Origin of the sequence: Micromonospora sp. NBRC 110038, from assembly GCF_020884815.1 — a bacterium.
Taxonomy (GTDB): domain Bacteria; phylum Actinomycetota; class Actinomycetes; order Mycobacteriales; family Micromonosporaceae; genus Micromonospora; species Micromonospora haikouensis.
In genome coordinates this window covers 116,912-142,855 of record NZ_BBOL01000002.1, presented here as the reverse complement: position 1 = coordinate 142,855, position 25,944 = coordinate 116,912, and the positions used below count along the sequence as shown (strand labels likewise).

Here is a 25,944-nt window from a genome sequence, read left to right as displayed (position 1 = left end):
GGAGGTGGGTGGATGACACGGGCGCGTATGCCCCGCCCGCACGAGGTGGCTGCCGCACGACGAGATCCGCGACTGTTGCGGGCGTTGCGTGAACGGCGGCAGGACGAAGCCTGGCGCACCAGAGGCACCTGCCAGAGCGTGGATCCGGAAACGTTCTTTCCGGCGCCCAACGAGCCGGCCGACGCGGCCGTCGCGCTCTGCCGCAGCTGTGACGTGCAGGGCTCGTGCCTGGCCTGGGCGCTGGAGGTCGGTGACTGCCACGGCGTGTGGGGCGGCACCACACCGCGCGAGCGCCGGGCCATGCTGGTCGCCTGGCGCAGCGAGGTCGACCCGAACCCGGACGCGGCCGACGAGGCCGGCCCGCCGGTGCGGGACCGGCTGCTCACCCTGGTCCCGCTGAGCTGACCGCCCCGGCCGTCCCGCCCCCCGGCAAGGGCGGGACGGCCGGCGGCGGTCCGACCAGGGCGGGGCGGCCGTGGTGCCCGCCTCCGGGCGGCGTCGGTGCGGTGCGCCGTCGGCTCGTGGCGTGACCCGCAGAATGGGCCCGTGCGAGACGCGGACGAGATCGTCACCCCGCGCGGACCGGCCCGGGTCGACACCGACCTGCCCGCCGGCCCGCCACAGGCGCTGCTGGTGCTCGGGCACGGCGCGGGCGGTGACGTCGACGCGCCGGACCTGGGCGCGCTGCGGGACGCGGCGGCCCCCGCCGGGCTCGTCGTGTGCCGGGTGACCCAGCCTTACCGGGTCGCCGGCCGGCGCGCGCCGGCCCCCGCCGGGCACCTCGACGAGGCGTGGACGGCGGTCCTGGCCGAGCTGCGCCGACGGCACCCCGCCGTGCCCGCGCTCGTGGTCGGTGGCCGGTCCAGCGGCGCCCGGGTGGCCTGCCGCACCGCGACCGCCGTCGGCGCGGACGCGGTGGTGGCCCTGGCGTTCCCGCTGCATCCGCCGGGTCGGCCGGAGCGCTCCCGGGCGGCGGAACTGGCCACCGGGCTGCCGACGCTGGTGGTCAACGGCGACCGGGACCCCTTCGGCGTGCCCGAGCCCGGCCCGGGGGTGCGGGTGGTGGTCCGGCCCGGCGAGCGGCACGACCTGGCCGGCGATCCGGCCGGGACGGCCGCGGTGGTCGTCGACTGGTTGCGCGCGCGGGGCTGGGCGTCGCCCTGACGGCCCCGGGCCGTGACCCGGGGCCGAACGCCTCGTTGTCCCCGATGGTGTCGGAGGCCCGGTCCGGGCGGCCGGCGCCGTCCCTCCCAGGCCCTTCCTGGTCCCAGCGCCGACACCCGCCGGAGTCGGGGCCGGGACCAGGAACGGGGCCGGCGGGCCGGAATGCCGGGGCCCGCGCCCCGCGTTACCTCCCACGGAAGAGACTTCTGCTTCAGGGGGGTGTGACCGGTGCCGACCGAGACGCGGAGCCGGGAACGGGACGAACGGGAGGCGCAGCAGCTCAGGAAGCTGCTGGGCGGACCGGAATGGCCCGTGGTGGCGGGGCCGGTCGGGCCACGGTGGCCCGCAGTGGTGAGGACCAGCACACCGGCCGAAAGTGAATCTGCGGGCAGTGCCCGGCGCGTATCCTCGGCGGGAAAGCATCCGACGCGAGGGGATGTGCGGTTGACCACCGAGAAGACGGACGAGCGCAGGGCCCGCTTCGAGCGGGACGCGATGCCATTCGTCGACCAGCTCTACGCTGCCGGGCTGCGGATGACCCGCAACCCGGCGGATGCCGAGGACCTGGTCCAGGAGACGTACCTGAAGGCGTACGCGGCCTTCCACCAGTTCGAGCAGGGCACGAACCTGAAGGCCTGGCTGTACCGGATCCTGACCAACACCTACATCAACTCCTACCGCAAACGGCAGCGCCAGCCCATCCAGGCGCCGACCGAGGAGATCACCGACTGGCAGCTCGCCGAGGCCGAGTCGCACACCTCCAGCGGGCTGCGTTCGGCCGAGACCGAGGCGCTGGACCGGCTGCCGGACAGCGACGTCAAGGAGGCCCTCCAGCAGCTGCCGGAGGAGTTCCGCCTGGCGGTCTACCTCACCGACGTCGAGGGCTTCTCCTACAAGGAGGTGGCCGACATCATGGGCACGCCCATCGGCACGGTGATGTCGCGGTTGCACCGGGGTCGTCGTAATCTGCGCAAGCTGCTCGAGGGCTACGCCGCCGAGCGCGGTTTCAGCGCTGCGCGGTCCCCGAAGGGCTCGACCGCCGCCGCCGGCCGGGAGGTGTGACGTGAGCTGTGGGAAGCCGCACGAGACGGACTGCCGTGAGGTGCTCGCCGAGGTCTACCTCTACCTCGACCTGGAATGCGCCGAGGAGCGCCGCACGCTGATCCGGCGGCACCTCGACGAGTGCGGGCCGTGCCTGCGCGAGTACGGCCTGGAGCAGGAGGTGAAGGCGCTGGTGGCCCGCTGCTGCGGCAACGAGACCGCGCCCGAGCAGCTGCGCGAGCGGCTGCGGGTCCGCCTCACCGAGCTGGTGGTCTTCGAGACGAGCGAGTCCCGCGAGCTGGCCGACTGACGGCCGATGCACCTGGACGTGCCGGTGGCCCGGGTCGAGTCCGACCCGGGCCACCGGCGTCTCCGGCCATGGCCGGCGAAGAGCACTGAGCGGTCGGCGGTCGCCCGCCGCGCGACTCAGGAGTTGGGGCGCTTGCCGTGGTTCGCGCTGCTCTTCTTCCGGGCCTTCTTCTTGCGGGCCTTCTTCGCCATGCTGACCTCCTCGGGTGCTGGTCGGTGTCCGCCGGCGGCGAGCGCGGCGGTGGTCGCGTACCGGTCGCCCGGTCACCCGGGGCCGACCCGCTGATGCTAGTGCGGCCTGCGGTGGCCGTGGTCCGCCGGGGCACCGTGGCGGGCCCGGTTCTCCGCCGACCGGCCCGGTTGCGGTGGCCCTCGCGACGGGTACCGCATGTCGAGGGCCGCCGACGCGCCCGCGACGGTCCGGCACGTGATTGGATACCGATCGCAGACACTGGCGGAAGAGGGAGGACCCGGAGATGGCCGACGAGATCCGCGCCGAGATGGTGGCGAACGTGTGGAAGGTCGTCGCGTCGGCCGGGGACACCGTGTCCGAGGGGGACACGCTGGTGATCCTGGAGTCGATGAAGATGGAGATCCCCGTCGTCGCCGAGTCCGACGGCGTCGTCCAGCAGCTCGCCGTCAACGAGGGTGACGTGGTGCAGGACGGTGACCTGATCGCGGTGATCGGTTGACCGGCCTGCGGGTCAGGCGGGCCACCCCGGCCGACTTCTCGGCGGTGGCCCGGCTGACCGTGGCCGCGTACGAGGCGGACGGTCAGCTCAAGGGCGAGCACGGCTACGGTGTGGTGCTCGCCGACGTGGCGACCCGGGCGGAGAGCGGCGAGGTGCTGGTCGCCGTCGACGGGGCCACCGGCGGGGTGCTCGGTTCGGTCACGTTCGTGCTGCCCGGCACCCCGTACGCCGAGCTCTCCGGCCCCGGCGAGGCCGAGTTCCGGATGCTGGCCGTGGACCCGGCGGCGCAGGGTCGGGGGGTCGGTGCGGCGCTGGTCGAGGCGTGCCTGTCCCGCGCCGCCGCGCGGGGCTGCTCGGCGGTGGTGATCTGCGTGCGCGGCGGGCTCGCCGAGGCCGCCCACCGGCTCTACGAGCGGCTGGGCTTCGTCCGCACGCCGGAGCGGGACTGGTCTCCGCTGCCCGGGGTGGACCTGCTCGGCCTGCGGCGGGAGCTGCCCGGCCCGAGCTGACCCGGCGGGCGGTCGGCCCGCCGCACCGGCCCTACGGACTTCGCCGCACCGGCCCTACGGACTGCGCCGCACCGGCCCTACGGACTGCGCCGACGAGAGCGCGGGGCCCGGCCGGGCGGTGCCGGCTCAGCCGTCGGCGATGCGGGCGAGCAACTCGTCGGCCACGTCCAGGGCGATCTTCCGCCGCTCCTCGTCGGTGACGCGCGGGGCGCGGATGGCGAACCAGCTGCTGTGTACGGCGAACAGCGACAGGGCGGCGCGCAGCTGGGCGGCGGGCGACTCGTCGCCCCGGGCCAGCGCGTCGGCCAGCCGGAACATCCGGTCGCGCATCTGCTGGCCGGCGGCGAGGCTCTTGAGCGCGGTCTGGTTCTGCTCGAAGAAACGCATCACCGAGGGCTGCTCGGTGGCGAACATGCTGTCGGCGTAGCGGGCGATCAGCTCGCGCCGCGTCGCCAGCGTGGAGGGCTGCTCGTCGGCCCAGGCGATCAGCGCGTCCATCCGGTCCAGCCGGTCCTCGACGAAGCTGCTGACGATCTCGTCCTTGCTCTTGAAGTGGTAGTAGAGGGCGGCCTTCGTCACGTTCAGCCGCTCGGCGATCTCGCGCAGCGACGTCTTCTCGTAGCCCTGCTCGGTGAAGAGTTCGAGGGCCACGGCCTTGATGCGCTCCCGCGTGCCTGTGCTCTCTCTCACCCGAACCACCCAACTCGCTTGACGACCAGTTGCCAACCAACTTACCGTGCGGCTAGTAAGGTAACTAGCCGGCCGGCAAGTAAGTCGGTCACATCCCCGGGGGAGCTTACCGATGAGTCAGGAAGTCGAGGGCGCGGAGCGACGACCCAACATCCGGGTCGTCCTCTTCGGCCTCATGATCGCGATGATGCTCGCGATGCTCGACAACATGATCGTCAGCACCGCGCTGCCGCGCATCGTCGGCGAGTTCGGCGGGGTGGACCACTTCACCTGGGTCGTCACCGCGTACGTGCTGGGCACCACCGTCTCCACCCCGATCTGGGGCAAGCTCGGCGACCTCTACGGCCGCAAGGCAGTCTTCCTGACCTCCGTCGGCATCTTCCTGGTCGGCTCCGCGCTGTGCGGGATGGCCGGCTCCGGCGTGTTCGGCGGCGCCGACAGCGGCATGATCGAGCTGATCGCCTTCCGGGCCGTCCAGGGCCTCGGCGCGGGCGGCCTGATGGTCGGCGTGATGGCGATCATCGGCGACCTGGTCCCGCCCCGGGAGCGGGGCCGCTACCAGGGCATGATGGCCGGCATCATGGCCATCGCCATGGTCGCCGGGCCGCTGGTCGGCGGCTTCATCACCGACAACCTCTCGTGGCGCTGGGCGTTCTACGTCAACCTGCCGCTCGGCGGCGTCGCGCTGCTGGTGCTCGCCACCACCATGCACCTGCCGAAGTACCGCACCGAGCACCGGATCGACTGGCTCGGCGCGGGGCTGCTCTCGGTCGGCATCACCGCGATCGTGCTGATCACCACCTGGGGCGGCAGCTCCTACGACTGGGCCTCGCCGCAGATCCTCGGCCTGTCCGCCCTGGCCCTGGTGAGCCTGGTCGTGTTCGGCTTCGTGGAGCGGCGCGCGGCGGAACCGATCCTGCCGCTGGGGCTGTTCGCCAACCGCAACTTCGCGCTGATCTCGATGATCGGCTTCCTGCTCGGCTTCGCCATGTTCGGGGCGATGAACTTCCTGCCGCTCTACCAGCAGACCGTGCAGGGGGCGTCGGCCACCAACAGCGGCCTGCTGCTGCTCCCGCTGATGTTCGGCATGCTGGTGGTCTCGCTGGTGGTCGGCCGGGCGATCACGAAGACCGGCCGCTACCGGATGTTCCCGATCGTCGGCGGCGTGGTGATGACCGTCGGCCTGGCCCTGCTGACCCGGCTCGACGTTGGCACCGGCAAGGCGGAGTCCTCGCTCTACATGATCGTCCTCGGCGTCGGCATGGGCTTCCTCATGCAGACCTCGATGCTGATCGCGCAGAACAGCGTCGAGCAGAAGGACCTGGGCGCGGCCAGCGGCGCGGCCACGTTCTTCCGCTCCATCGGCGGCTCGTTCGGCATCTCGCTGTTCGGCGCGATCTTCGCCAACCGGCTCGCCGACTCGCCCGCCGGGTCCGCGTTCAGCGGCGGGGGCGGCGAGGGCGGCCAGATCGACCTCGACAAGCTCAAGGAGCTGCCGGCGCAGGCCCGCGAGCTGGTGCTCGGCGGTCTCGCCGACGCCGTCTCGCACGTCTTCTGGTGGGCCGTGCTGTTCACCGTGCTGGTGCCGGTGCTGGCCTGGTTCATCCGGGAGATCCCGCTGCGCTCGACGAACGACGCCCCGCCGGCCGCCACGCCGGAGGAGCAGGCCGAGGCGGCCCTGGGCAAGGCCGCGGCGGTCTGACCCGGCGACGACCGCCCGCCCCGACCCCGGGGCGGGCGGCCCGGGTCCGCAGTGCCGCCGGGGCCGGCCTCAGCCCCGGCGGCGGGTGAGGCGGTCCCAGAGGCGGCGCAGCCGGCCCGGTCGGGACCGGCCCGCCGCCGGGCCGGAGATCAGCTCGCCGGCCAGCGCGGCCGTCGCCGGGTCGAGGGCCGGGGTGGCCAGCGCCAGGTACGCCAGCGAGACCGCGATCGGCACGCTCCGGTCCCGGGCCACCGCCGCCGCGTCGGCGAGCCGATCGGCCACCACGCCGGCCACGTCCTCGCGGACCGAGGGGTCCACCCAGGCGGCGGTGACCAGGGCGAACAGGGCCGCCTCGGTGATCCAGTCCTCCACCCCCCAGACCAGCTCGACCAGCGTCCGGCGGCGGGTGGAGGACGGCCACGGCTCGTCCGTGCGGTGGTGCAGCAGGCCCAGGCACGCCCACACCTGCACGCAGCGCACCCAGAGCGACGGGTCCTGCCCCGCCAGCACCCGGCCCAGCCCGGTCGGTGGGGCCGCGGGCGGGTGCACCAGCAGCCCGAGCAGGTCGGGCAGCCCCAGCGTGGCCAGGCCGACCGCCGCGTCGTACGCCGCCGGGGGGTGCGGCCACGCCGGGTGGGCGAGCTGCCGGATGCGGTCCGCCGCCTCGGCCGAGGGTGCCGGCACCGCCGGGGCGGCGACGGTGCCGTCCCAGCGCCACAGCGGCCGGTCGGTGGCCCGGCGGGGCTCGCGCGGATCCGGCTCGGCCACCTCCGCCACCTCGACCCGCAGGCCGGGCGCGGCCGCCGCCACGGTACGCAGGGCGCTCGGCGGCTCCAGCGTCTCCAGCCGTACGGTCGCGCCGAGGGCGTCCTGCTCGGCGGCCAGGGCGTGGCGCAGCACGGCGACCGCCGCCCCGGCGGCCGGGGTGACCTGACCCAGCCACGGCCGGCTGCGGCAGCACTCGGCGAGGTCGCCGTGCTCGTGCGAGTCGTCGGGATGGTCGCGGACGAAGTCGGCCAGCGCCACCAGGTGCGCCACGTCGCCGTCGCGCTGGAAGCGCAGCCGGTGCGCGGTGTGCACGGCGCAGTCGAAGGCAGGGTTCCGGGCGAGGGCGCGGTCGGTCCACTCCAGGGCCTCGTCGAGCCGGCCGGTGTCGGCCAGCGTGCCGGCGATGTCGGCGTAGACGGCGAGGTCGTCCGGGTCGTGGTCGACGGCCCGGCCGAGCGCGGCGAGGGCCTCGCGGGTGCGGCCGGCGCTGCGGTACGCGTACCCGAGCCAGACCTCGCCGAGCTTCGACGGGCGCACCCGTACGCCCCGGCTCGCCCAGCGGACCGCCAGGGTGACCTCGCCGAGGCGCCGGGCCAGCGCGGACGCCGCGCCCAGCAGCAGGGCGTGCTCGGGATGGACGGTGACCGCGTTGCGGGCCAGGGTGAGGTACGGCGTCAGGGGCGCCCGGTCGGCGCGCGGCACCGGGTCGGGCGTGGCGGCGCACACCTGCATCAGCACCTGGGCGATGCCCTCCGGGTCGAGCCGCTCGGGCAGCTCCGGGGCCGTCACCCAGGGCACCCCGGCCCAGTCGGCGGTGCGGTCGTGCCCAGTGGCGGCGGCCAGCAGCTCCAGCCCCTCGGCGGGCCGCCCCGCCGCGGCGAGCAGGTGCGCCCGGGCCACCACCGTGCCGACGAAGGCGCGCTGGTGCAGGGGGAACAGGTCGACGCCGCCGCCGCTGACGGCGGCCAGCCGGGCCAGCGTCTCGTGCGCCTCGGGCAGGGTGGGCGACCGGGTCAGCGCGCCGGCGACGTGCCCGGCGGCGTGCGCCAGGTCACCCTCGTCCAGCGCGAGCCGGGCCAGGGCCAGCTCCTCCTCCGCCGACAGCGGGGGATCGTCCCTTCCCTCGGACACGTGGGCCTCTCGGTGGTAGGTGCGGGTGGCCGGGCGGCGGATGCGTCCCCCGTCGCAGTGTCGCCGGGCCGGGCAAGCGTAGGTGATGTTGGCTCGGCTTGGTGATCCACTGCGCAATGCTGCTCGCAAGATTGTTCACGTACGCCGAAACATGCAAGACTGAGCAGGAAACGCGCGGCAATCGCGCAGGGAAAGGGGCACTCCGTGACGCGTGCAGGGGCCGGCATGGCCGCCGACATCTCCGAGCAGCCGGCCGGCTACGAGCGGCTGCTCTCCGCCGAGCACGCCGGGGCGATCGCCGAGGTGGCCGCCGTCGTCGCGCAGCGCCGCCCCCGGCACGTGGTCTTCACCGCCCGGGGCACCTCCGACCACGCCGCCCTCTACGGGGCGTACCTGACCGAGATCCGGCTCGGCCTGCCCGCCGGGCTCGCCTCGCCCAGCGCGGTCACCCTCTTCGGCGCTCGCCCCGACCTGTCCGACGCGCTGGTCGTCGGCGTCAGCCAGAGCGGCGGCTCACCCGACCTGGCCGAGGTGCTGCGCACCGCCCGCGCGTCCGGCGCGCTCACCCTCGCCGTGACCAACAACCCCGACTCGCCGCTGGCCGGGATCGCCGAGCTGAGCGTCGACATCGCCGCCGGACACGAGCGGGCCGTGGCGGCCACCAAGACGTACACGGCGGAACTGCTCGCCCTGCTGCTGCTCGTGGAGGGCGTCCGGGCCGGCGACGGGGCGCTGCCCGCCGCCGAGCGCGCCGCCCTGGCGGCCCTGCCCGAGCTGGCCGCCCGCACCCTCGACGACCCCACCCCGGCCCAGCTCGCGCCCCGCTACCGGTTCGCCGCCCAGCTCGTCACCACCGGCCGGGGATACGCGTACCCGACCGCCCGGGAGGCGGCGCTCAAGCTGATGGAGACCTCGTACCTGCCGGCGCTCGCCTTCTCCGGCGCGGACCTGCTGCACGGCCCGCTCGCGATGACCGACCCGGACGTACCGGTGCTGGCCGTGGTCGGCTCCGGCCCCGGCGGCCGGTCCATGGGCGAGGTGCTGCCCCGCCTCGGCGAGCGCCGCGCCGACGTGGTCGTGGTCGGCTCGGCCGACGTCGAGGGGGCCACCCGGATGGCCGTCCCCGAGGTCGACGAGCGGTACGCCCCGCTGCTGGACATCCTGCCGTTGCAGCGCCTCGCCCTGGCCCTGGCCCTGGCCCGCGGCGAGGACCCCGACGCGCCCCGCGGCCTGAAGAAGGTCACCGCGACGATGTGAGCGCCCCGGGCCGGCCGGCGGACGTGGGCGGGCCCGCGGAGGTGAGCCGGGCGAGCCTGCGCACGGGTCGACCGGTGTGAGCCCGGCCGGCCAGCGGGACGGGGCCCGGGTGGGCGTGGCACGCTGTGCATCGTGTCCACGTTGCGCGACCTCGCCGAGGAGCACACCCAGCTCCGTCCCGCCGACATCGACCACCTGCACCGGATCGCCGGAGACTGGCAGCTGCTGTCCGACCTGTCCTTCGCCGACCTGCTGCTGTGGGTGCCGGTGGACCGCGACGGCACCTTCCTCTGCGTGGCCCAGGTCCGCCCGACGACCGCGCCCACCGCGTACCAGGACGACCAGGTGGGGCGGATCGTCGGCGGGCCCGAGGTGGCCCACCTGGAGGTCGCGTACGGCCAGGGCCGGATCTGGCGGGAGGGCGACCCGGTCTGGTACGGCGACGTGCCCGCCCGGCACGAGGCGATCCCGGTCCGGCTGCGCACCGCCGACGGGGAGGCCGGCGAGGTGATCGCGGTCGTCGGCCGGGACACCAACCTCTCCACCGCCCGCACGCCCAGCCAACTCGAACTGAACTACCTGACCACCGCCGACGACCTCGCCCAGATGATCGCCGACGGCACGTTCCCGCCGCCCCGGCACCCCGGGGAGACGACGTCCGCGCCCCGGGTCGGCGACGGCCTCGTCCGGCTCGACGCCGGCGGCAAGGTCACCTACGCCAGCCCCAACGCGCAGTCCGCGTACCGGCGGCTCGGCTTCGCCGCCCACCTGGTCGGGGAGGACCTGGCCAAGCTGCACCGCCGGCTGGCCGGCGACCCCCTGGAGGGCACCGAGGCGGCCAACGGCATCCTCGCCGCGCTGCGCGGCGAGGGTCCGCCCCGGCGGGAGATCGACGCCCGGGGCGCGACCATGCTCACCCGGGCCCTGCCGCTGATGCCCGCCGGGGTGCCGATCGGCGCGCTGGTCCTGGTCCGCGACATCACCGAGGTACGTCGCCGCGACCGCGCCCTGATCACCAAGGACGCCACCATCCGGGAGATCCACCACCGGGTGAAGAACAACCTGCAGACCGTCGCCGCGCTGTTGCGCCTCCAGGCCCGCCGGGTGGCCATGCCGGAGGCCCGGGTCGCCCTGGAGGAGTCCGTACGCCGCGTCGCCTCCATCGCCCTGGTGCACGAGACGCTCTCCATGTCCAGCGACGAGGCGGTCGAGTTCGATGGCATCGTCGACCGGGTGGCCAGCGCGGCGACCGAGGTCGCCGCGACCGAGCAGACCGTCGGCATGCGCCGCCGGGGCAGCTTCGGCGTGCTGCCGGCCGAGATCGCCACCTCGCTGGTCATGGTCCTCAACGAGTTGCTGCTCAACGCCGTCGAGCACGGCTTCCCGCCGGCCGCCGAGTCCCCGACCGGACCTCCGGCTGTGCCCACGGCCGAATCCTCGCCCGGGCCTCCGGCTGTGCCCTCGACCGAATCCTCGGCCGGGACCTCGGCCGGGGCGGAGGCCAGCGGCGGTGCCGGGGCCGCCGGGGTGGGTGTCGGGTCCGGGTCCGCCGGGCTTGCCGGCGCTTCCGGGTCGGCCGGCGGCGCGGCGGTGGCCGGCGGAAGCGGTTCCGGGGCGGCCGGCGCTTCCGGGGCGGGCGAGGGCTCCGGGTCGGCTGGCGGTTCCGGGTCGGGCGGGGGTTCCGGGTTGGCCGAGGGGTCCGGGTCGGGCGGGGTCCTTCCGCAGGTCGCCGCCGGGGCCGAGTCGACGGTGCCACCCGAGGTCGTCGTGTCGGCACACCGGTTCCGCAAGCAGCTGCACGTCACCGTCGCCGACAACGGGCGTGGCCTGCCGGCCGGGTTCGACGCCGAGCGCGGCAGCCGGCTCGGGCTCCAGATCGTCCGGGCGCTGGTGACCGGCGAGCTGCGCGGCACCATCGAGCTGCGCAACGGCGCGGAGGGCGGCACCGAGGCGGTACTGGTGGTCCCTCTCGTCCGCTCCTGACGCCCGTCCTGCCCTGCGCGCCGCTTGATCGACTCCATGTCGGCGACATGGCGGCATCCCACCGCCCCGGATACCGCCATGTCGCCGACATGACGCGGGCGATCCCGGGGCGGCCGGACGGCCGGGCGGCCGGGCAGCCGGGCAGGCCGGCTCAGCGGGTGAGTAGTGCCACGGTCAGGCCGGGGCGCTGCCAGACCCGCTCGACGGCGAAGCCGTCGTCCCGTAGCGCCGCCCCCTTCGCGCCGGGTACCGCGGCGACCGGGTCCGGTCGCCGGCCGGCGACCACCAGCCAGACCCGCCGCGCCCCGGCCAGGCAGGCGGCCGGGTCCGGGCACTCGTCGGCCCAGTAGTCGCCGCGCGCGTCGCGGCCCCGCACGGCCAGCGCGTCCCGGGGCTGCCGGTCGCCCAGGTGGTAGCCGATGCCGAGGTCGGTGAAGAGCCAGCCGTCCCGGGGCGAGAAGACGATCACGTCACCGGGCCGGCGGCCCGCGTCGACCACCCGGGCCGCCCCCCGGTAGTCGACCAGCGCGCCCCGTGGCCACTCGTGGCTGTGCCGCAGCGCCGCCTGGTCGGGCAGGCCGAGCAGGCCGGCGAGGAGCACCACGGCCAGCGCCGCCGGTAGCACCGCCGTGGCCAGCGCCGCCCCGGCCAGCAGGCAGGCGAACGGCACGACGAAGAACAGGTAGCGCGGCACCCACAGCGGCACGGCCAGCCCGGCCAGGAAGACCAGGGCCACCGGCAGGACGAGGCAGGCGGCGGGGAGCAGCCCGCCCCGGCCCGACCGGGCGGCACCGAGGGCGGCCAGGCCCAGCAGCAGGCCGCCCACCGCGCCGCTCTGGGCCAGCGCGCCGGGCAGGGCGACAAGGTCGGCGGCGCGGGCCTGGTCCACCCAGTCGAGCTGCCGCCCCCGTTGCCCTGCGGCCAGTAGCACCAGGGGGGTCAGCACGACCGCCGCCGGCAGGAGCGCGAGCAGCCAGCCCCACACCGGTCGACGCGACCGGCGGCCGGCGGCCGGGCGGAGGCCGGATCGGTCGCCGGCACCGTGGGCTGCCCGGTCGGCGGTGCCCGGAGCGGCCCGGTCGGCGGCACCGTGGGTGGCCCGGTCGGCGGTGCCCGGGGCGGCGCCAGAAGGGGTGCGGCGGCCGGCGGCCAGCACGGCTGCCGCGTGGGCGGCGAGCAGGGTGAGGGCGACGAGGTGGGCCAGGCCGAGGGCGGCCACGGCCGCGGCGTACCCGGCCCAGCGCCGCCAGCCGGGTCGCTCCAGCGCCCGGACCAGCAGCAGCGTCGCCAGCACCGCGAAGAGGGCGACGAAGGCGTACGGGCGGGCCTCCTGGGCGTACCGGGAGGTGCCGGGCAGGGCCGCGAACAGCAGGCCACCGGTCAGGCCGGCGTGCCGCCCGAGCAGCCGTGCGCCGAGCGCGGCGGCGAGCCCGGCCGTGCCCGCCATGGCCAGCGCCGACGGCAGCCGCAGCGCGGCGGGGGAGTCCCCGCAGAGCATCACCCAGCCGTGCATGAACAGGTAGTACGGCCAGGTGGCCGCGTCGATGGTGCCGGCCATCCGGGCCAGGTCGCCCAGCGGCCGGGTGGCGGCGCTCCAGGTGGCCAACTCGTCGCGCCACGGCTGGGCCGAGCCGATCCCCGCGCCGGTGACCGCCAGCGTCGCCAGGGTCGGCCACAGCCAGACCGCGCCGAGCCATCCCGGCAAAAGCCGCCTTACAGGCAATCCGCCCACGATGTCGAGCCTTCCACACCCGAACGGCCCACGCCCCCACCCTGGCCCCCAACCCGGTGATCAAGAGGAAAGCGTCACCGTCGAGATCGACTCTGACGCTTTCCTCTTGATCACCCGGGCGAGGGGCGCTTGGCCTGTTCGGGGGCGGTGTCGGCGCGGTGGCGCATCGGTGGCCCGTGATGTGGGATCACACTCACGGTCGGTGGTAGGTCCACCGCCGGTGTGCGAGCATGGTCGCATGCTTGCCGCTGTCGTCCGTCGCTTCGTGGCCCGTCGCCACGTCGACTACGGCCGCGTGCGCAGCGCCATCTGTCCGGCCCACTGACGACGCCCGACCCATCCGTCTCGGGCGCGTAGTCGCGCCGGCCGTCCGACACCGCTGTCCACGGCCCCGTCCCACGGGCCGGCCGCGCGCCCGCGTCCAGAGGCACAGCAGACAACGGAGGACGCCGCGATGGCGGTCAGCAGCACCCCCGCCCGACCCGAGGCACCCACGGCACCCGTCGCGCGGGCGCCCCGCCGCCCCCGTGGGGAGGGCCAGTGGGCGCTCGGCCACCGCGAGCCGCTCAACGCCAACGAGCGGATCAAGAAGGACGACGATCCGCTGAACGTCCGGGCCCGGATCGAGAACATCTACGCCCACGGGGGCTTCGCCTCGATCGACCCGCAGGACCTGCGCGGCCGGTTCCGCTGGTGGGGCCTCTACACCCAGCGCAAGGCCGGCATCGACGGCGGGCGCACCGCCGTGCTGGAGCCGCACGAGCTGGAGGACGAGTTCTTCATGCTCCGCGTCCGGGTCGACGGCGGCCAGCTCACCCTGGACCAGCTCCGGGTGGTCGCGGACATCTCCCGGGAGTTCGCCCGGGACACCGCCGACATCACCGACCGGCAGAACATCCAGTACCACTGGATCCGGGTCGAGGACATGCCGGAGATCTGGCGTCGGCTGGAGTCGGTGGGCCTGCAGACCACCGAGGCGTGCGGCGACTGCCCGCGCATCGTGCTCGGCAGCCCGGTCGCCGGGGTGGCCGAGGCCGAGCTGCTCGACCCGACCCCGGCGCTGGAGGAGATCGTCCGGCGGTACGTCGGCGACAAGCGCTTCTCCAACCTGCCCCGCAAGTTCAAGACGTCGATCTCCTGGCTGGTGGACACCCCGTACGAGGCGAACGACATCGCCTTCCTCGGCGTCGACCACCCGGAGCACGGCCCCGGCTTCGACGTCTGGGTCGGCGGCGGCCTGTCCACCAACCCGATGCTGGCCAAGCGGCTCGGCGTCTGGGTGCCGCTGACCGAGGTGCCGGACGTCTGGGCCGGCGTGGTCGGCATCTTCCGCGACTATGGCTACCGCCGGCTGCGCAACCGGGCCCGGCTGAAGTTCCTCGTCGCCGACTGGGGCGTGGAGAAGTTCCGCGAGGTGCTGGAGAAGGAATACCTGGGCCGCACGCTGCTCGACGGGCCCGCCCCGGAACTGCCCGCCAAGCCGGTCGACCACATCGGGGTGCACCGCCAGCGCGACGGGCGCGCCTACGTCGGGGCAGCCCCGGTGGTGGGCCGGGTCTCCGGCACGCAGCTCGCCCGGCTCGCCGACGTGGTCGAGGCGCACGGCAGCGGCCGGGTGCGGCTCACCCCGTACCAGAAGCTCCTGGTCCTGGACGTGCCCCCGGAGCGGACCGGATCGCTGGTGGCCGAGCTGAGCACGATCGGCCTTGAGGCCCGGCCGTCGGCCTGGCGGCGCGGCACGATGGCCTGCACCGGCATCGAGTTCTGCAAGCTGGCCATCGTCGAGACGAAGGCGCGCGGCGAGGAGCTGGTGGCCCGGCTGGAGGAGCGCCTGCGCGACTTCGACGCGGACATCTCCATCCACCTCAACGGCTGCCCGAACGCCTGCGCCCGCACCCAGGTCGCCGACATCGGCCTCAAGGGCCAGCTCGTGGTCGGCCCCGACGGCCGCCAGGTCGAGGGCTTCCAGGTGCACCTGGGCGGCGGCCTGGGCATGGCGCAGGGCCAGACCGCCGGGTTCGGCCGCAAGCTGCGCGGCCTGAAGACCACCGCCGACGAGCTTCCGGAGTACGTGGAACGGCTGGCCCGCCGCTACCTGGCGAGCCGGACCGAGGGCGAGTCCTTCGCCAACTGGGTGATCAGGGTAGACGAGGAGGAACTCCGATGAGTGAGACTCGTTCCGCGCCGCTGTACTGCCCCTACTGCGGCGAGGAGGACCTGCGGCCGAGCGAGGCCGGGCACGGCGCGTGGGAGTGCCACGCCTGCGCCCGCGTGTTCACGGTGAAGTTCACCGGCCTGCTGACCGAGGCGGTGACCCGGTGACCGCCCTGGTGTCGGCCGCGACCCTGGGGCTGGTCGGCCCCGGCGGCCCGACTCCCGCCGATCCCGCCCGGCGCAGCCCGCAGGAGCTGCGGGAGCTGGCCGAGCGGGCCGGCCGGGAGCTGGAGGGCGCTCCGGCGCTGGAGATCGCCCGCTGGGCGGCCGAGACGTTCGGCGACCGGTTCTGCGTGACCAGCTCGATGGCGGACGCCGTGCTGGCCCACCTGGTCTCCCGGGTCGCGCCCGGGGTCGACGTGGTCTTCCTCGACACCGGCCTGCACTTCCCGGAGACGCTGCGGGTGCGCGACGAGGTGGCCCGCCGGCTGCCCGTCAACGTCCGGTCGATCCGGCCCCGGCTCACCGTCGGCCAGCAGGACGGCGAGTACGGCCCCCGGCTGTTCAACCGGTCGCCGGACGACTGCTGCCAGCTGCGCAAGGTCGAGCCGCTGGAGCGGGCGCTGGCCGGGTACGACGCCTGGGCCGCCGGGCTGCGCCGCGACGAGTCGCCGACCCGGGCCAACACGCCGGTGGTGACGTTCGACGCCCGCCGGGGCAGGGTGAAGGTGAACCCGATCGCCGCCTGGAAGCAGGCCGACGTGGACGCCTACATCGCCCGGCACGACATCCCGGTCAACGAGCTGTTCAAGCGCGGCTACGGCTCGATCGGCTGCTGGCCCTGCACCCGCCGCACGAAGGCGGGGGAGGACCCCCGGGCCGGTCGTTGGGCGATGTTCGAGAAGACCGAGTGCGGGCTGCACCTCTGACCGTGTCCGGGCCCCGGGTGCCGTCGGTCGCGGCCGGCGACCCGGTGGTCCTGGTGGCGCACGGCAGCCGGGACCCTCGGGCGGCCGAGGCGACCCGGGCGCTGGCCCGGGCGGTCGCGGCCGTCCGCCCCGGCGTGGCCGTGTCGGCGAGTTGGCTGGACCACACGGACCCGGGGCCGACGGAGGTGCTGCGGTCGCTGGCGGCGGCCGGGCATCCCCGGGCGGTGCTGGTGCCGCTGCTGCTCACCGCCGCGTACCACCGGCGGGTGGACGTCCCGGCGGCCGTCGCGGCGGCCCGCGAGTCGGGCCCGCCGATCGACGTGCGCGTCTCCGACGTGCTCGGCCCGGCCGACGGCGTGGTCGACGGGGCGCTGCTGGCCGGGCTGCGGCGGCGGCTGGCGGAGGCGGAACCCGGCCGGTTCGACGCGCTGGTGCTCGCTGCCGCGGGCACCCGGGATCCCCGGGCGCGGGGCTCGGTGGGCCGGGTCGCGGCGGCGCTCGGCGCGGAACTCGGGGTGCCCTGCCGGGTGTCGTACGCCTCGGCGGCCCCGCCGGACGCGGGCGCGGCGGTGTCCCGGCTGCGCGCGGCGGGCGCCCGGCGGGTGGCCGTGTCGGCGTACTTCCTGGCCCCGGGGCTCTTCCACGACGCGGTGCTGGCGGGGGCGCGGGCGGCCGGCGCGGTGACCGTCTCCGGGCCGCTCACCGACGCCCCGGAGCTGGCCGATCTGGTGCTGCGTCGGGCGGACGCCGCGCCGCCGGAGTGAATCCGGGCGGGCGGCGGAATCGGGCGGGCGGCGCGCCGGTCGGGTGATCGGGGCGGTCCCGGCCCCGGCGCGGGGGCGCAGCGGGGCGCGAGGACGCCGCACAGCAGAACGCCCCGACAGGGGTTGCCCTGTCGGGGCGTGGAGCTGTGGTGCGTGCAGTAGGTCAGGCGGAGTGAGCGCGCAGCACCCGGAGGCCACCGCGGCGCTTGACGGCGCGCCGCTCCTCCTCGCTCATCCCGCCCCAGACGCCGGCGTCCTGACCGGACTCAAGTGCCCACTGGAGGCACTGGTCGGTCACGGAGCAGCGCCGGCAGACGGCCTTGGCCTGCTCGACCTGCAGGAGAGCCGGACCGGACGTCCCGATCGGGAAGAACAGCTCCGGGTCCTCGTCGCGGCAGACAGCATGGTGACGCCAGTCCATGGCGGCAACACTCCTCATTCTGGATGGGTGGCAGATATTGCGTTGGTGCTTTTCCTTTATGCATCCGCACGCCGATGGTCACGGTTCGCATCCATCAATTCGGCGCTGCGTGAGCAGGCTCTGGTAGCCACTGGGACCTGCTCGAACAGCTCAACACAATGAGCATGTCCAAGCAATGTCCCGGTAACTCAAGTTCGCTTGTGAATACTTTCACGAACTCACGCGATGTCAAGGGTGACGCTCGGAAAAACTCCGAGCGGTGAGCAAGCTCACGACCCCTTTGTCCGGTTTGCAGGGAGTCCTGGTTACCCGGCGTACCACAGTCGAGGATCAATATAGTACAGTCTGCGTGACATTGCTGACATTTCCGGCACCTCGCCCTCGGTGTGGCGGCCACCGCATCGACAGCGGTGGGGGGACCGCGCTCGACCAAGGGCTGTACCCGAGACCTAGCAGATTACTCTCAGTGCGGCCGGAACGGATGCGAATCTGACTTTTTTCCGCTCGCCGAGATAGTCCCCGTCGAGCTGGAAAGCCTGAGGACGGCTCGCGACCAGGGTGAACTCGGCCAGGTCGTGCAGCTGCAGCACCTGACGCCCTCGCGGATTGGGCGTGTGGGAGAAGAACTGGGTCACTGTGCGTGCTGTGCTCGCCACGCGGAGCTGCCGCATGGCCAGCACGTCGAGCCCGAGGTCGAAGGACGCCGCGGGATTCGGGTTGATCTCCCGCTCGCCCAGGTACGTCCAGGGCGCGGTGTTCTGGATGATGACCGTGGCCAGCTCACCCTCCGTAACCTCGCCGGGTCGCTCCAGTGAGATCGTCGGATGGCGGCGGTCCGAGCCGAGGAAGTACTGGTTGACCGTCGAGCGCAGATAGAGCGCGGGCGTGGAGACCCGGCCGCGCCGGCGGGCCTGCTCCACCCGGTGGATCACCGCCGCGTCGAGGCCGAAGCCGGCGCAGAAGGTGAAGTAGCGGTCGTCGGCCCGGCCCAGCCCGATCGTGCGGGACCGCCCGAGCCGCAGCCCCTCCAGGATCATGCTGGTGCCCTCCGGCCACTCCCGGGGCAGGCCGAGCGCGCGGGCGAACACGTTCGTGGAGCCCCCGGGGACGGTGGCCAGCGCCGGCAGCCGCTCGGCGGGGCTGCCCCCGGTGCGGATCGTCGGCGGCTCGGCCGCCATCAGGCCGTTGACCACCTCGTTGACCGTGCCGTCGCCGCCGAGCGTCACCACCAGGTCGACGCCCTCCTCGGCCGCCTCCCGGGCGAGATCCATGGCGTGACCCCGCCGGCGGGTGTACCGCACCGACAGGTCGACTTCGCTGCGCAGCGCCCGGACCAGGACGTCGCGGCTGCGTTCGCTGGTGGTGGTGGCCTTCGGATTGACCACCAGGACGGCCCGCATGGGCGGCACTGTACCGCGCCCCACCACCGGTATCGTGGCGCGCGTGACCATCGACTCGGACCAGGACCCGACCACGCTGCGCTGGGCGGTCCGGCTGCTCCGGGCGGAGGCGGTCGCCCTCGGCCTGGTCGCCGCCTGGCTCGTCTGGGCCGACCTCACCGCCACCACCACCGACCTGCCGTCGGCGCTGCTGGTGACCGCGTTCGCCCTCGGCGGCGCGGCCGCCCTCTGGGCGCTCGGCGGCGCGCTCGGCCGCCGCCGCGCCGGGGCCCGAGCCCCGGCGATCGTCCTGCAACTCATGCTGCTGCCGGTCGGCTGGTACATGATCCAGGGCGGGCTCGGCTGGCTCGGCGTGCCGCTGATGGCGCTCGGCCTCGGCGTCAGCGCGCTGCTCGTCAGCCCGCCGACCACCCGGGCCCTCGGCCTCGCCTGAGCCGGGCGGGCGCGGGCCCGCTGGGTGGCCCGTGGCGGGCGAGAAGAGCCGGCGCGGCGGGGGTCAGTAGCCGGCGCGGCGGGTCAGCAGGGAGATGGTGGCCCGGCCGTTGGCCGCGCTCGCCGAGGCGGCCGTGGTGAGGGCCGTCAGCACCTTCCAGGCGAACGACGACTCGGAGGGCAGCGTCGCCCCGCGCACGGTCGGCACGGTCACCTCGACGGTCAGGGCGTCCTCGGTCACCTGGAACCGGCACTCCAGCTCGGCGTCGCGGGTGGCGATCGCGAGGAGCATGGCGCACGCCTCGTCCACGGCGATCCGCAGGTCCTCGATCTCGTCCAGGGCGAACTGGAGACGGGCGGCGAGGCCGGCCGTGGCGGTGCGGAGCACGCCGAGGTAACCGCCGTCGGCGGGCACCGTGAGGTGCACGATGTCGTCGTCGGTGGCTGGCTGGCCGGTCAGTTGAGTCACGCCTCATCCCCCCGGTGGGGGACTCTACCCCGTCAGGCCGACGGACGCGTGGGCGCGGCGCTCGTCGGCGGCGTCGCGCCGGCCGCGAGCGCGGTCAGGGCCGCCCCCGTCAGGCGGTACGGCACCCACTCCTCCATGGGGGACGCGCCGATCGAGGCGTAGAACCGGGCCGCCGGGTTCCAGTCGATCATCGACCAGTCGAGCCTTCGGTAGCCCCGCTCGACGCAGATCGCGGCCAGGGTGGCCAGCAGCCGCCGGCCCGCACCGGTGCCCCGCGCCTCGGGGCGGACGTAGAGGTCCTCCAGGTAGATGCCGTGCACGCCGGCCCAGGTGGAGAAGTTGAGGAACCACAACGCGAAGCCGAGCGGCCGGTCGGCCCCGTCGACGGCCACGTGCCCGAAGAGCGCGGGCGTCGGGCCGAACAGGGCCTCGGTGAGCTGCCCGGCGGTCAGGTGGCACTCGTCGGCGGCCCGCTCGTACGCGGCCAGCTCGTGCACCATGGCGACGACGGCCGGCACGTCCTCGGGACGCGCCGGCCGTACCGTCGGTGTGGACCCGGGGGTCACGCCTGCTTGGTCTCCCAGAAGATCTTCGAGATCTCCTCGATCTTCGCCAGCAGCTCCTCGGCCTTGGCCGGGTCGGCGCTGCCCTTGGCGCCGCTGGCGCCCGCGAGCTTGGTGGCCTCGTTGAACAGGGTGTGCAGGTTGGGGTACTTCTCGAAGTGCGCCGGCTTGAAGTAGTCCGTCCACAGCACCCACAGGTGGTGCTTGACCAGCTCGGCGCGCTGTTCCTTGATGATCAGCGCCCGGGTGCGGAACTCGGGGTCGGTGTTCGCCTGGTACTTCTCGGCGATCGCCTTGATCGACTCGGCCTCGATCCGGGCCTGGGCCGGGTCGTAGACGCCGCACGGCAGGTCGCAGTGGGCGCTGACGGTGACGCTCGGCATGAGGATGCGCGGAAGTCGCATCGGGATCCTCCATGGGAAGTTTGCGATGATCCAGGACGACATTACTCCTGGAGATGCTCCCCAGCGGGACGGAGGTGAAACAGGTGCCCGCCGACACTCCCGCCGCCGACCGGCTGCGGGGGCCGCTCACGGCCGTACTGGTGACCGGCCCGTCGATGGCACCCACCCTGCGCCACGGCGACGCCGTCCTGGTGCGGCGCGGGGGCCGCCCGATCCGCCCGGGCGACGTCGTGGTCGCGGTCTTCCGCACCCGCCCGGAGCTGCTCGTGGTCAAGCGCGCGGTCCGCCCCGCCGACGGCGGCTGGTGGGTACGCGGCGACAACGACCTCGTCACCGACGACTCCCGGGCGTACGGCGTGGCCGACGTGCACGGCCGCGTCGTGGCCCGCTACTGGCCCCGGCCTGGCCGGCTGCCCCGCCCCGCCGGCTACCGGCGAGTATGACCCTACTCACATCCGACTTGTGCTCCCGACACTATGCTCGGCAGGTATCCGGGTGACCCCCGCACCGTGCCACCGCCGCTGGCCGCCTCACCTCGCGCTGGCGCCGGTCGCCTCGTCTACCCGACAGATTCCTGGAGTCACCATGTCTTCGTCCACCGTGGACCCCGCTGATCCCGTCTTCCAACTGCACGTCGGCGGCAAGCTGGCCGTCGCCTCCACCGTCCCGCTGAGCAGCCGCGAGGACCTCTCCCTCGCGTACACACCGGGGGTGGCCCGGGTGTGCGAGGCGATCGCCGCCGACCCGGCGCTGGCCGACGACTACACCTGGGCGGGGCACACCGTCGCCGTCGTCACCGACGGCTCGGCCGTGCTCGGGCTGGGCAACATCGGCCCGCGCGCGGCGCTGCCGGTGATGGAGGGCAAGGCGGTGCTGTTCAAGCAGTTCGCCGACGTCGACGCGGTACCGGTCTGCCTCGACACCCAGGACGTGGACGAGATCGTCGCCGTGGTGAAGGCCCTCGCCCCCTCGTTCGGCGGGATCAACCTGGAGGACATCAGCGCCCCGCGCTGCTTCGAGGTGGAGCGCCGGCTCGACGAGGCGCTGGACATCCCCGTCTTCCACGACGACCAGCACGGCACGGCGATCGTCGTGCTCGCCGCGCTGCGCAACGCGGCCGCCCTGCTCAACCGGAAGCTCGGCGACCTGCGGGTGGCGGTCAGCGGCGCGGGCGCGGCCGGGGTGGCGGTCACCCGGATGCTCATCGCCGGCGGCGTCGACCCGGCCCGGGTCGTCGTCTGCGACTCGAAGGGCATCATCGGCCGGCACCGCACCGACCTCACCGGCACCAAGGCGGACCTCGCGGCCGACACCAACGCCGAGGGGCGGTCGGGCGACATCGCCGAGGCGCTGCGCGGCGCCGACGTGCTGGTCGGCGTCTCCGGCGGCGAGATCTGCGAGGCGGCGGTGGCCGGGATGGCCCCCGGCGGGATCGTCTTCGCCCTGGCCAACCCGACGCCCGAGGTGCACCCCGAGGTGGCCGCCCGGCACGTCGCCGTCGTGGCCACCGGCCGCAGCGACTACCCCAACCAGATCAACAACGTGCTGGCCTTCCCCGGGGTGTTCCGGGGCGCGCTGGACGCCCGGGCGACCCGGATCACCGACGGGATGAAGGTGGCCGCCGCCGACGCGATCGCCGGGGTGGTGGCCGACACGCTCACCGCCGACGCGATCGTGCCGTCCCCGCTGGACCCGCGGGTCGCCCCCGCGGTGGCCGAGGCCGTCGCCGAGGCCGCCCGTCGCGACGGCGTCGCCCGCGCCTGACGTGCAAGGAGGGGCACCCTGTCAACGCCTCGGGATGGCAGGGGCCCCTTCTTAACACCCCCACTCCTTGTTACGGTGCGGATCATGCGTGCCGCCTTCGCCTCGAGCTTCGACGCCGACAACCCGCTCGCCGCGCTGACCGTCGGCGAGCAGCCCGAGCCGACCCACCCCGAGGACGACTGGGTGACCGTGCAGGTGCGGGCCAGCTCGATCAACCACCACGACCTGTGGTCGCTGCGCGGCGTCGGGCTCGGTGCCGACCGGCTGCCGATGATCCTCGGCTGCGACGCCGTCGGCACGGCCCCGGACGGCACCGACGTGGTGGTCTTCCCGCTGGTCGTCGACCCGGGCGACCCGCGCGGCATGTCCATCCTCTCCGAGCACTTCCCCGGCACCTTCGCCGAGCGGGTGGCCGTACCCCGGATGAACCTGCTGCCCCTGCCGGCGGGCCTCTCGGCGACGGACGCCGCCTGCCTGCCCACGGCCTGGCTCACCGCGTGGCGGATGCTGACCACCAAGGGCCGGGTCGACGAGGCCGACGCCGTGCTGGTCCAGGGCGCGGGCGGCGGCGTCGCGACGGCCGCCGTCGCGCTCGCCGTCGCGCTCGGCAAGCGGGTGTACGCGACCAGCCGCGACGCCGGCAAGCGGCAACGGATCGCGGAGCTGGGGGCGACCGCGCTGGAGCCCGGCGCGCGGCTGCCCGAGCGGGTCGACGTGGTGATCGAGACGGTCGGCGAGGCTACGTTCGACCACTCCCTGAAGTCGGCCGCGCCGATGGCCCGGATCGTGGTCTCCGGTGCGACCGCCGGGCACGAGCCGAAGGTCAACCTGCGGCGGGTCTTCGCCATGCAGCTGGAGATCCTCGGCACCTCGATGGGCACGCCGGGGGAGCTGACCGAGCTGCTGACGTTCTGCGCCGAGCACGAGGTGCGCCCGGTGGTGGACAGCGTGGTGCCGTTCAGCCGGATCGAGGAGGCGTTCGCCCGGCTGCACTCGGGCGAGGCGTTCGGCAAGATCGTCATCGACCACACGGCGTGAGGCCGGCCGCCGTCACAGGCGGTCGTCGAGGGTGGCCACGCCGCCGCGGGTGGCCTCGTCCGGCAGCCGGCGCTTCGCCGCCGCGTCCCCGTACAGGGTCCAGCGCAGGAACTCGACGCAGGTGTCCGAGACCACCCGCAGGGCCGCGCCGTCGGTGAGCAGGGCCCGCCCGTGGTCGCCCTTCGGCAGGCTGAGCATCGCCTTCGGCCAGGGCACCTTGTCGTACGCGGCCTTGCCCGACGCGTAGTCGACCACCTCGTCGGCTTTCCCGTGCACGAACAACTGCGGGGCGGCGGCCCCCGCGAAGGCGGTGCCCACGCCCAAGCCGGTGCCGGCGAAGACCACCCCCGCGTCCAGCCGGTCGTCCCGGCCGGCGGTGAACAGGCCGATCGTGGTCACCCCGCCCGCCGAGTGCCCCGCCGCCGCCACCCGGTCCGTGGCGAGCCGGCCACGCAGCGGGTCGCCGGCCTTCGCGTCCAGGGCGAGCACCCGGGTCAGCGCGTACGACACGTCGGCCGGCTGGTTCAGCACGTCCAGCACGTTGGTGTCGGTGCCCCGCGCGGTGTGCGGGAAGGCCGGCGCGGCCACCACGAACCCGGCCGCCGCCCAGCGGGTGAGCAGCAGTTCGTAGTCCTCGGGCCGCCCGTTGAGACCGTGGCTGAACATCACCACGGGGAAGCGGCCCGTCGCGGCCGTCGCGGACCGCTGCGGCGTCCCGCCCGCCGCGCCCCGGGCCGGGTACCAGATCGTCACCGGCAGCGGGCGGTCGCCGTCGCGGTTGAGCTTGAGCTGACGTACGCCGACGGCGAAGCTCTCGCTCGGCGCGCTGCCGGCGGGCACGCGCGGGGCCGGGGTGGTCGCCTTCGGCGCCTGCGTCGGGGCGGCCTCGCGCCAGGCGGGCTCCGCGCCGCCCGAGCAGCCCGCCAGGCCGGCGGCGAGCAGGGCGGTGGCCAGCAGGGCGGCGGTACGACGGCGGCGGCACATGAAACCGATTGTGCCTCGCCGGAGGCGGAGCACCGGCCCGCATCGCACCGCAGGTCAGGGCGCGCTCACCCCGAGCGACGGGGCGGCGGGTGGGCTGCCCGGAGCCGGGTGAGGTCGGCGGCGTCCTTCGGGCGGCGTGGCCGGTCCGGCATCCAGACGGGGAACATCTCCTTGAACTCGATCTGCGCGGCGACGGAGACGACCGGCGCGGTCAGGTCGCCGATGCGGCCGGGCGGCGCGTCGAGCATCCCCGCCGGCAGCGGTGTGCCGGCCCACGGTCCGGCGCCCACCACCACCTGCCCCGCCGCGTCCCGGCTCAGGTAGGCGACGCTCAGCTCCACGTCGCCCCGGACGAGTTCGAGCTGCACGTCGACCGGCAGCCGGGGGTCGACCCGCCAGCCCCGTCCGCCCAGCGCCTCGGCGAGCCGGTCGGCGTCGTCGCGCCAGCAGTACCAGTCGACGTCGACGTGCGGCCGGGTCACCTCGCCGAGGACGAAGTCCATCGCCCACCCGCCCCGTAGCCACAGCGCGACCCCGACCACCCGGGCCACGGTGACCGTCTCCGCGATCGCCGCGAGCTGCCGCGCTGCCAGCCCGTCCCGCCCGCCCCGCTCGCCGTCCCCGCCCACGTTGCGACGGTAGCGCCCGGTGCGTGCCCCCGCGCGAGTGTCAGAAGGGGGCCCTCCCTGTGCAGAAAGCGTTGACAGGGGGCCCTTCCTTGCAACTCCAGTGGGTGGGGAGGGTGGCGTCCGTGGGGAGGCGGCGCAGGGCGGCCCGGTCGCCGTACAGCGCCCAGCGCAGGAAGTCCGTGGTGGTGGCGAGGACCTGGGCGAAGCCGGGGCGGCCCGGGGTCAGGTAGGTGCCGTGGTCGCCCCCGGTGACGGTGAGGAACCCGGCCGGGCCGGGCGTGCGGGCGTACGCGGCCCGGCCGACGGCCACCCCGACGACCGGGTCGGCGTCGCCGTGCACGAACAGCACCGGCGCGGTCGGCCCGGCGAACGCCCCGGCCAGGCCGCCCCCGGCGAGCACGATGCCCGCCCGCAGCCGGGGCGGGTGCCCGGAGGTGAGCATCCCGGCGGTGGTGAAGCCGCCCGCCGAGTGGCCAGCGGCGGCGAACCGGGCGACGTCCAGGTGACCGGCGAGCGGGTCGCCCCGGCGGGTGTCGAGGCGCACCAGGTGCCGGATCAGCCGCCACCCGTCGGCCGGCTGGTGGCGCACGTCGGCGCGGGTGAACCGGGCCGCCCCACGCCGGGTGTGCGGGTACGCGGGCGCGGCGACCACGAAGCCGGCGGCGGCCCACCGGCTGGTCAGCGGGGCGTGCAGGGCGGGCAGGCTGTCCAGCCCGTGACTGAACACGACGACGGGGAACCGGCCGGGGGCCACCCCGCCCCGGGCGGCCGGATACCAGACGGTCACCGGCAGCGGGCGCGCGCCGCCCGGGTCGAGGGTGAAGGTGTGCACCCCGACCGGGTACGCCGTCGCCGGGGCGGGGCCGGCCGACGGGGTGCTGCGGGACCCCGGGGCGGCGGTGGCCGTGCCGCAGCCGGCCAGCAGCGCCGTCATCGTCGCGGCGACCAGCCGGCGTACCCACACGCCCTCACGGTAGGCGGCCGGCGGTGCCCGGCGGCCCCGCCGTCCGGACCG

At 74.9% G+C, this 25,944-nt stretch carries 29 protein-coding genes; 17 read left to right on the top strand and 12 right to left on the bottom strand.

Annotated features, from left to right (window positions below; all coding sequences use genetic code 11):
• The first annotated feature begins 12 nt into the window (after positions 1-12).
• From LPU61_RS08265 to rsrA, 4 genes are all read left to right on the top strand, one after another.
• Positions 13-405 (top strand): WhiB family transcriptional regulator, encoded by a 393-nt coding sequence (locus tag LPU61_RS08265; protein WP_043965878.1) that lies wholly within the window; start codon positions 13-15, stop codon positions 403-405.
• 141 nt (positions 406-546) lie between these two features.
• Positions 547-1,164 carry an alpha/beta family hydrolase gene (locus LPU61_RS08260; RefSeq protein ID WP_229404637.1) on the top strand — a complete coding sequence of 206 codons (618 nt, stop codon included), beginning with the start codon at positions 547-549 and terminating at the stop codon, positions 1,162-1,164.
• A 228-nt stretch (positions 1,165-1,392) separates the two neighbouring features.
• Positions 1,393-2,226, top strand: coding sequence for a sigma-70 family RNA polymerase sigma factor (locus tag LPU61_RS08255; protein WP_043965881.1), 834 nt, complete (start codon positions 1,393-1,395; stop codon positions 2,224-2,226).
• 1 nt (position 2,227) lies between these two features.
• The gene (gene rsrA / locus LPU61_RS08250; RefSeq protein ID WP_043965884.1) at positions 2,228-2,515 is read left to right on the top strand and encodes a mycothiol system anti-sigma-R factor; all 288 of its coding nucleotides are present in this window, start codon (positions 2,228-2,230) and stop codon (positions 2,513-2,515) included.
• A gap of 116 nt (positions 2,516-2,631) precedes the next feature.
• Here the strand turns inward: rsrA and LPU61_RS31830 are convergent, their stop codons facing one another.
• Entirely contained in the window at positions 2,632-2,706 is a 75-nt protein-coding gene (locus tag LPU61_RS31830) for a 50S ribosomal protein bL37 (RefSeq protein ID WP_369752275.1), read from the bottom strand.
• A gap of 284 nt (positions 2,707-2,990) precedes the next feature.
• Between LPU61_RS31830 and LPU61_RS08245 the strand changes: the two genes are divergently transcribed.
• Positions 2,991-3,206 (top strand): biotin/lipoyl-binding carrier protein, encoded by a 216-nt coding sequence (locus LPU61_RS08245; protein ID WP_077938454.1) that lies wholly within the window; start codon positions 2,991-2,993, stop codon positions 3,204-3,206.
• On the top strand, positions 3,203-3,715 hold the full coding sequence (locus LPU61_RS08240; RefSeq protein WP_043965889.1) for a GNAT family N-acetyltransferase: 513 nt from the start codon (positions 3,203-3,205) through the stop codon (positions 3,713-3,715). The genes LPU61_RS08245 and LPU61_RS08240 overlap by 4 nt, the downstream gene beginning before the upstream one ends.
• Before the next feature lie 126 nt (positions 3,716-3,841).
• On the opposite strand, the gene LPU61_RS08235 is transcribed toward LPU61_RS08240, so the two are convergent.
• Positions 3,842-4,405 (bottom strand): TetR/AcrR family transcriptional regulator, encoded by a 564-nt coding sequence (locus LPU61_RS08235; protein ID WP_043965891.1) that lies wholly within the window; start codon positions 4,403-4,405, stop codon positions 3,842-3,844.
• A 112-nt stretch (positions 4,406-4,517) separates the two neighbouring features.
• On the opposite strand from LPU61_RS08235, the gene LPU61_RS08230 reads away from it, so the two are divergent.
• Positions 4,518-6,107 carry an MDR family MFS transporter gene (locus LPU61_RS08230; RefSeq protein ID WP_043965893.1) on the top strand — a complete coding sequence of 530 codons (1,590 nt, stop codon included), beginning with the start codon at positions 4,518-4,520 and terminating at the stop codon, positions 6,105-6,107.
• Positions 6,108-6,176: 69 nt separating this feature from the next.
• Here the strand turns inward: LPU61_RS08230 and LPU61_RS08225 are convergent, their stop codons facing one another.
• Positions 6,177-8,006 carry a tetratricopeptide repeat protein gene (locus LPU61_RS08225; RefSeq protein ID WP_229404636.1) on the bottom strand — a complete coding sequence of 610 codons (1,830 nt, stop codon included), beginning with the start codon at positions 8,004-8,006 and terminating at the stop codon, positions 6,177-6,179.
• Positions 8,007-8,231: 225 nt separating this feature from the next.
• Between LPU61_RS08225 and LPU61_RS08220 the strand changes: the two genes are divergently transcribed.
• Both LPU61_RS08220 and LPU61_RS08215 read left to right on the top strand, forming a co-directional pair.
• Positions 8,232-9,263, top strand: coding sequence for an SIS domain-containing protein (locus LPU61_RS08220; protein WP_043965897.1), 1,032 nt, complete (start codon positions 8,232-8,234; stop codon positions 9,261-9,263).
• A 132-nt stretch (positions 9,264-9,395) separates the two neighbouring features.
• Positions 9,396-11,246, top strand: a complete 1,851-nt coding sequence (locus LPU61_RS08215; RefSeq protein ID WP_229404635.1) for a histidine kinase N-terminal domain-containing protein — start codon at positions 9,396-9,398, stop codon at positions 11,244-11,246.
• Between the two features lie 151 nt (positions 11,247-11,397).
• On the opposite strand, the gene LPU61_RS08210 is transcribed toward LPU61_RS08215, so the two are convergent.
• Positions 11,398-12,978, bottom strand: coding sequence for a glycosyltransferase family 39 protein (locus LPU61_RS08210; protein WP_043965899.1), 1,581 nt, complete (start codon positions 12,976-12,978; stop codon positions 11,398-11,400).
• Between the two features lie 454 nt (positions 12,979-13,432).
• Here LPU61_RS08210 and LPU61_RS08205 point away from each other — a divergent pair, with 454 nt between their 5' ends.
• From LPU61_RS08205 to LPU61_RS08190, 4 genes are read left to right on the top strand one after another with little or no spacing between them, the layout of a single operon-like run.
• Positions 13,433-15,145 (top strand): nitrite/sulfite reductase, encoded by a 1,713-nt coding sequence (locus LPU61_RS08205; RefSeq protein WP_043965902.1) that lies wholly within the window; start codon positions 13,433-13,435, stop codon positions 15,143-15,145.
• On the top strand, positions 15,142-15,300 hold the full coding sequence (locus LPU61_RS08200) for a hypothetical protein (RefSeq protein ID WP_176734126.1): 159 nt from the start codon (positions 15,142-15,144) through the stop codon (positions 15,298-15,300). Before LPU61_RS08205 ends, LPU61_RS08200 begins: the two co-directional genes overlap by 4 nt.
• Complete coding sequence (locus LPU61_RS08195; protein ID WP_043965904.1) at positions 15,297-16,061, top strand: phosphoadenylyl-sulfate reductase; 765 nt, start codon at positions 15,297-15,299, stop codon at positions 16,059-16,061. The genes LPU61_RS08200 and LPU61_RS08195 overlap by 4 nt, the downstream gene beginning before the upstream one ends.
• Before the next feature lie 2 nt (positions 16,062-16,063).
• Positions 16,064-16,825, top strand: coding sequence for a sirohydrochlorin chelatase (locus tag LPU61_RS08190; protein WP_043965906.1), 762 nt, complete (start codon positions 16,064-16,066; stop codon positions 16,823-16,825).
• A 163-nt stretch (positions 16,826-16,988) separates the two neighbouring features.
• Here LPU61_RS08190 and LPU61_RS08185 read toward each other — a convergent pair whose 3' ends face one another.
• Both LPU61_RS08185 and LPU61_RS08180 read right to left on the bottom strand, forming a co-directional pair.
• Positions 16,989-17,246, bottom strand: coding sequence for a WhiB family transcriptional regulator (locus LPU61_RS08185; RefSeq protein WP_007072794.1), 258 nt, complete (start codon positions 17,244-17,246; stop codon positions 16,989-16,991).
• A gap of 449 nt (positions 17,247-17,695) precedes the next feature.
• On the bottom strand, positions 17,696-18,646 hold the full coding sequence (locus LPU61_RS08180) for a diacylglycerol kinase family protein (protein ID WP_229404634.1): 951 nt from the start codon (positions 18,644-18,646) through the stop codon (positions 17,696-17,698).
• Between LPU61_RS08180 and LPU61_RS08175 the strand changes: the two genes are divergently transcribed.
• Positions 18,645-19,079, top strand: coding sequence for a hypothetical protein (locus tag LPU61_RS08175; protein ID WP_374199629.1), 435 nt, complete (start codon positions 18,645-18,647; stop codon positions 19,077-19,079). The two genes, LPU61_RS08180 and LPU61_RS08175, sit on opposite strands and share 2 nt — an antisense overlap.
• Before the next feature lie 63 nt (positions 19,080-19,142).
• Here the strand turns inward: LPU61_RS08175 and LPU61_RS08170 are convergent, their stop codons facing one another.
• Genes LPU61_RS08170 through sodN form a run of 3 tightly spaced genes read right to left on the bottom strand, consistent with a single transcriptional unit; the run spans position 19,143 to position 20,514 of the window.
• Positions 19,143-19,547, bottom strand: coding sequence for an ATP-binding protein (locus tag LPU61_RS08170; RefSeq protein WP_043965908.1), 405 nt, complete (start codon positions 19,545-19,547; stop codon positions 19,143-19,145).
• A gap of 32 nt (positions 19,548-19,579) precedes the next feature.
• Positions 19,580-20,113: a GNAT family N-acetyltransferase gene (locus LPU61_RS08165; RefSeq protein ID WP_043965910.1), complete on the bottom strand. Its 534-nt coding sequence runs from the start codon at positions 20,111-20,113 to the stop codon at positions 19,580-19,582.
• The gene (gene sodN / locus LPU61_RS08160; RefSeq protein ID WP_043965912.1) at positions 20,110-20,514 is read right to left on the bottom strand and encodes a superoxide dismutase, Ni; all 405 of its coding nucleotides are present in this window, start codon (positions 20,512-20,514) and stop codon (positions 20,110-20,112) included. The genes LPU61_RS08165 and sodN overlap by 4 nt, the downstream gene beginning before the upstream one ends.
• A 53-nt stretch (positions 20,515-20,567) precedes the next feature.
• Here sodN and LPU61_RS08155 point away from each other — a divergent pair, with 53 nt between their 5' ends.
• From LPU61_RS08155 to LPU61_RS08145, 3 genes are all read left to right on the top strand, one after another.
• Complete coding sequence (locus LPU61_RS08155; RefSeq protein ID WP_144420337.1) at positions 20,568-20,957, top strand: S24/S26 family peptidase; 390 nt, start codon at positions 20,568-20,570, stop codon at positions 20,955-20,957.
• Positions 20,958-21,099: 142 nt separating this feature from the next.
• The gene (locus tag LPU61_RS08150; protein ID WP_043965914.1) at positions 21,100-22,278 is read left to right on the top strand and encodes an NADP-dependent malic enzyme; all 1,179 of its coding nucleotides are present in this window, start codon (positions 21,100-21,102) and stop codon (positions 22,276-22,278) included.
• A gap of 75 nt (positions 22,279-22,353) precedes the next feature.
• Positions 22,354-23,316 carry a zinc-binding dehydrogenase gene (locus LPU61_RS08145; RefSeq protein WP_199486102.1) on the top strand — a complete coding sequence of 321 codons (963 nt, stop codon included), beginning with the start codon at positions 22,354-22,356 and terminating at the stop codon, positions 23,314-23,316.
• A gap of 12 nt (positions 23,317-23,328) precedes the next feature.
• Here the strand turns inward: LPU61_RS08145 and LPU61_RS08140 are convergent, their stop codons facing one another.
• From LPU61_RS08140 to LPU61_RS08130, 3 genes are all read right to left on the bottom strand, one after another.
• On the bottom strand, positions 23,329-24,300 hold the full coding sequence (locus LPU61_RS08140; RefSeq protein ID WP_229404633.1) for a chlorophyllase: 972 nt from the start codon (positions 24,298-24,300) through the stop codon (positions 23,329-23,331).
• Between the two features lie 65 nt (positions 24,301-24,365).
• Positions 24,366-24,929, bottom strand: a complete 564-nt coding sequence (locus LPU61_RS08135; RefSeq protein WP_229404632.1) for a nucleotidyltransferase domain-containing protein — start codon at positions 24,927-24,929, stop codon at positions 24,366-24,368.
• Positions 24,930-24,969: 40 nt separating this feature from the next.
• Positions 24,970-25,863, bottom strand: coding sequence for an alpha/beta hydrolase family protein (locus LPU61_RS08130; RefSeq protein WP_374199643.1), 894 nt, complete (start codon positions 25,861-25,863; stop codon positions 24,970-24,972).
• Positions 25,864-25,944 lie beyond the last annotated feature (81 nt).

Coding starts and splice junctions, on each gene's coding strand:
- LPU61_RS08140 (WP_229404633.1), bottom strand. CDS start 24,300: ATGTGCCGCCGCCGTCGTACCGCCGCCCTGCTGGCCACCGCCCTGCTC.
- LPU61_RS08150 (WP_043965914.1), top strand. CDS start 21,100: ATGTCTTCGTCCACCGTGGACCCCGCTGATCCCGTCTTCCAACTGCAC.
- LPU61_RS08175 (WP_374199629.1), top strand. CDS start 18,645: ATGGGCGGCACTGTACCGCGCCCCACCACCGGTATCGTGGCGCGCGTG.
- LPU61_RS08130 (WP_374199643.1), bottom strand. CDS start 25,863: ATGACGGCGCTGCTGGCCGGCTGCGGCACGGCCACCGCCGCCCCGGGG.
- sodN (WP_043965912.1), bottom strand. CDS start 20,514: ATGCGACTTCCGCGCATCCTCATGCCGAGCGTCACCGTCAGCGCCCAC.
- LPU61_RS08245 (WP_077938454.1), top strand. CDS start 2,991: ATGGCCGACGAGATCCGCGCCGAGATGGTGGCGAACGTGTGGAAGGTC.
- LPU61_RS08230 (WP_043965893.1), top strand. CDS start 4,518: ATGAGTCAGGAAGTCGAGGGCGCGGAGCGACGACCCAACATCCGGGTC.
- LPU61_RS08155 (WP_144420337.1), top strand. CDS start 20,568: ATGCTCCCCAGCGGGACGGAGGTGAAACAGGTGCCCGCCGACACTCCC.
- LPU61_RS08180 (WP_229404634.1), bottom strand. CDS start 18,646: ATGCGGGCCGTCCTGGTGGTCAATCCGAAGGCCACCACCACCAGCGAA.
- LPU61_RS08220 (WP_043965897.1), top strand. CDS start 8,232: ATGGCCGCCGACATCTCCGAGCAGCCGGCCGGCTACGAGCGGCTGCTC.
- LPU61_RS08205 (WP_043965902.1), top strand. CDS start 13,433: ATGGCGGTCAGCAGCACCCCCGCCCGACCCGAGGCACCCACGGCACCC.
- LPU61_RS08265 (WP_043965878.1), top strand. CDS start 13: ATGACACGGGCGCGTATGCCCCGCCCGCACGAGGTGGCTGCCGCACGA.
- LPU61_RS08185 (WP_007072794.1), bottom strand. CDS start 17,246: ATGGACTGGCGTCACCATGCTGTCTGCCGCGACGAGGACCCGGAGCTG.
- LPU61_RS08200 (WP_176734126.1), top strand. CDS start 15,142: ATGAGTGAGACTCGTTCCGCGCCGCTGTACTGCCCCTACTGCGGCGAG.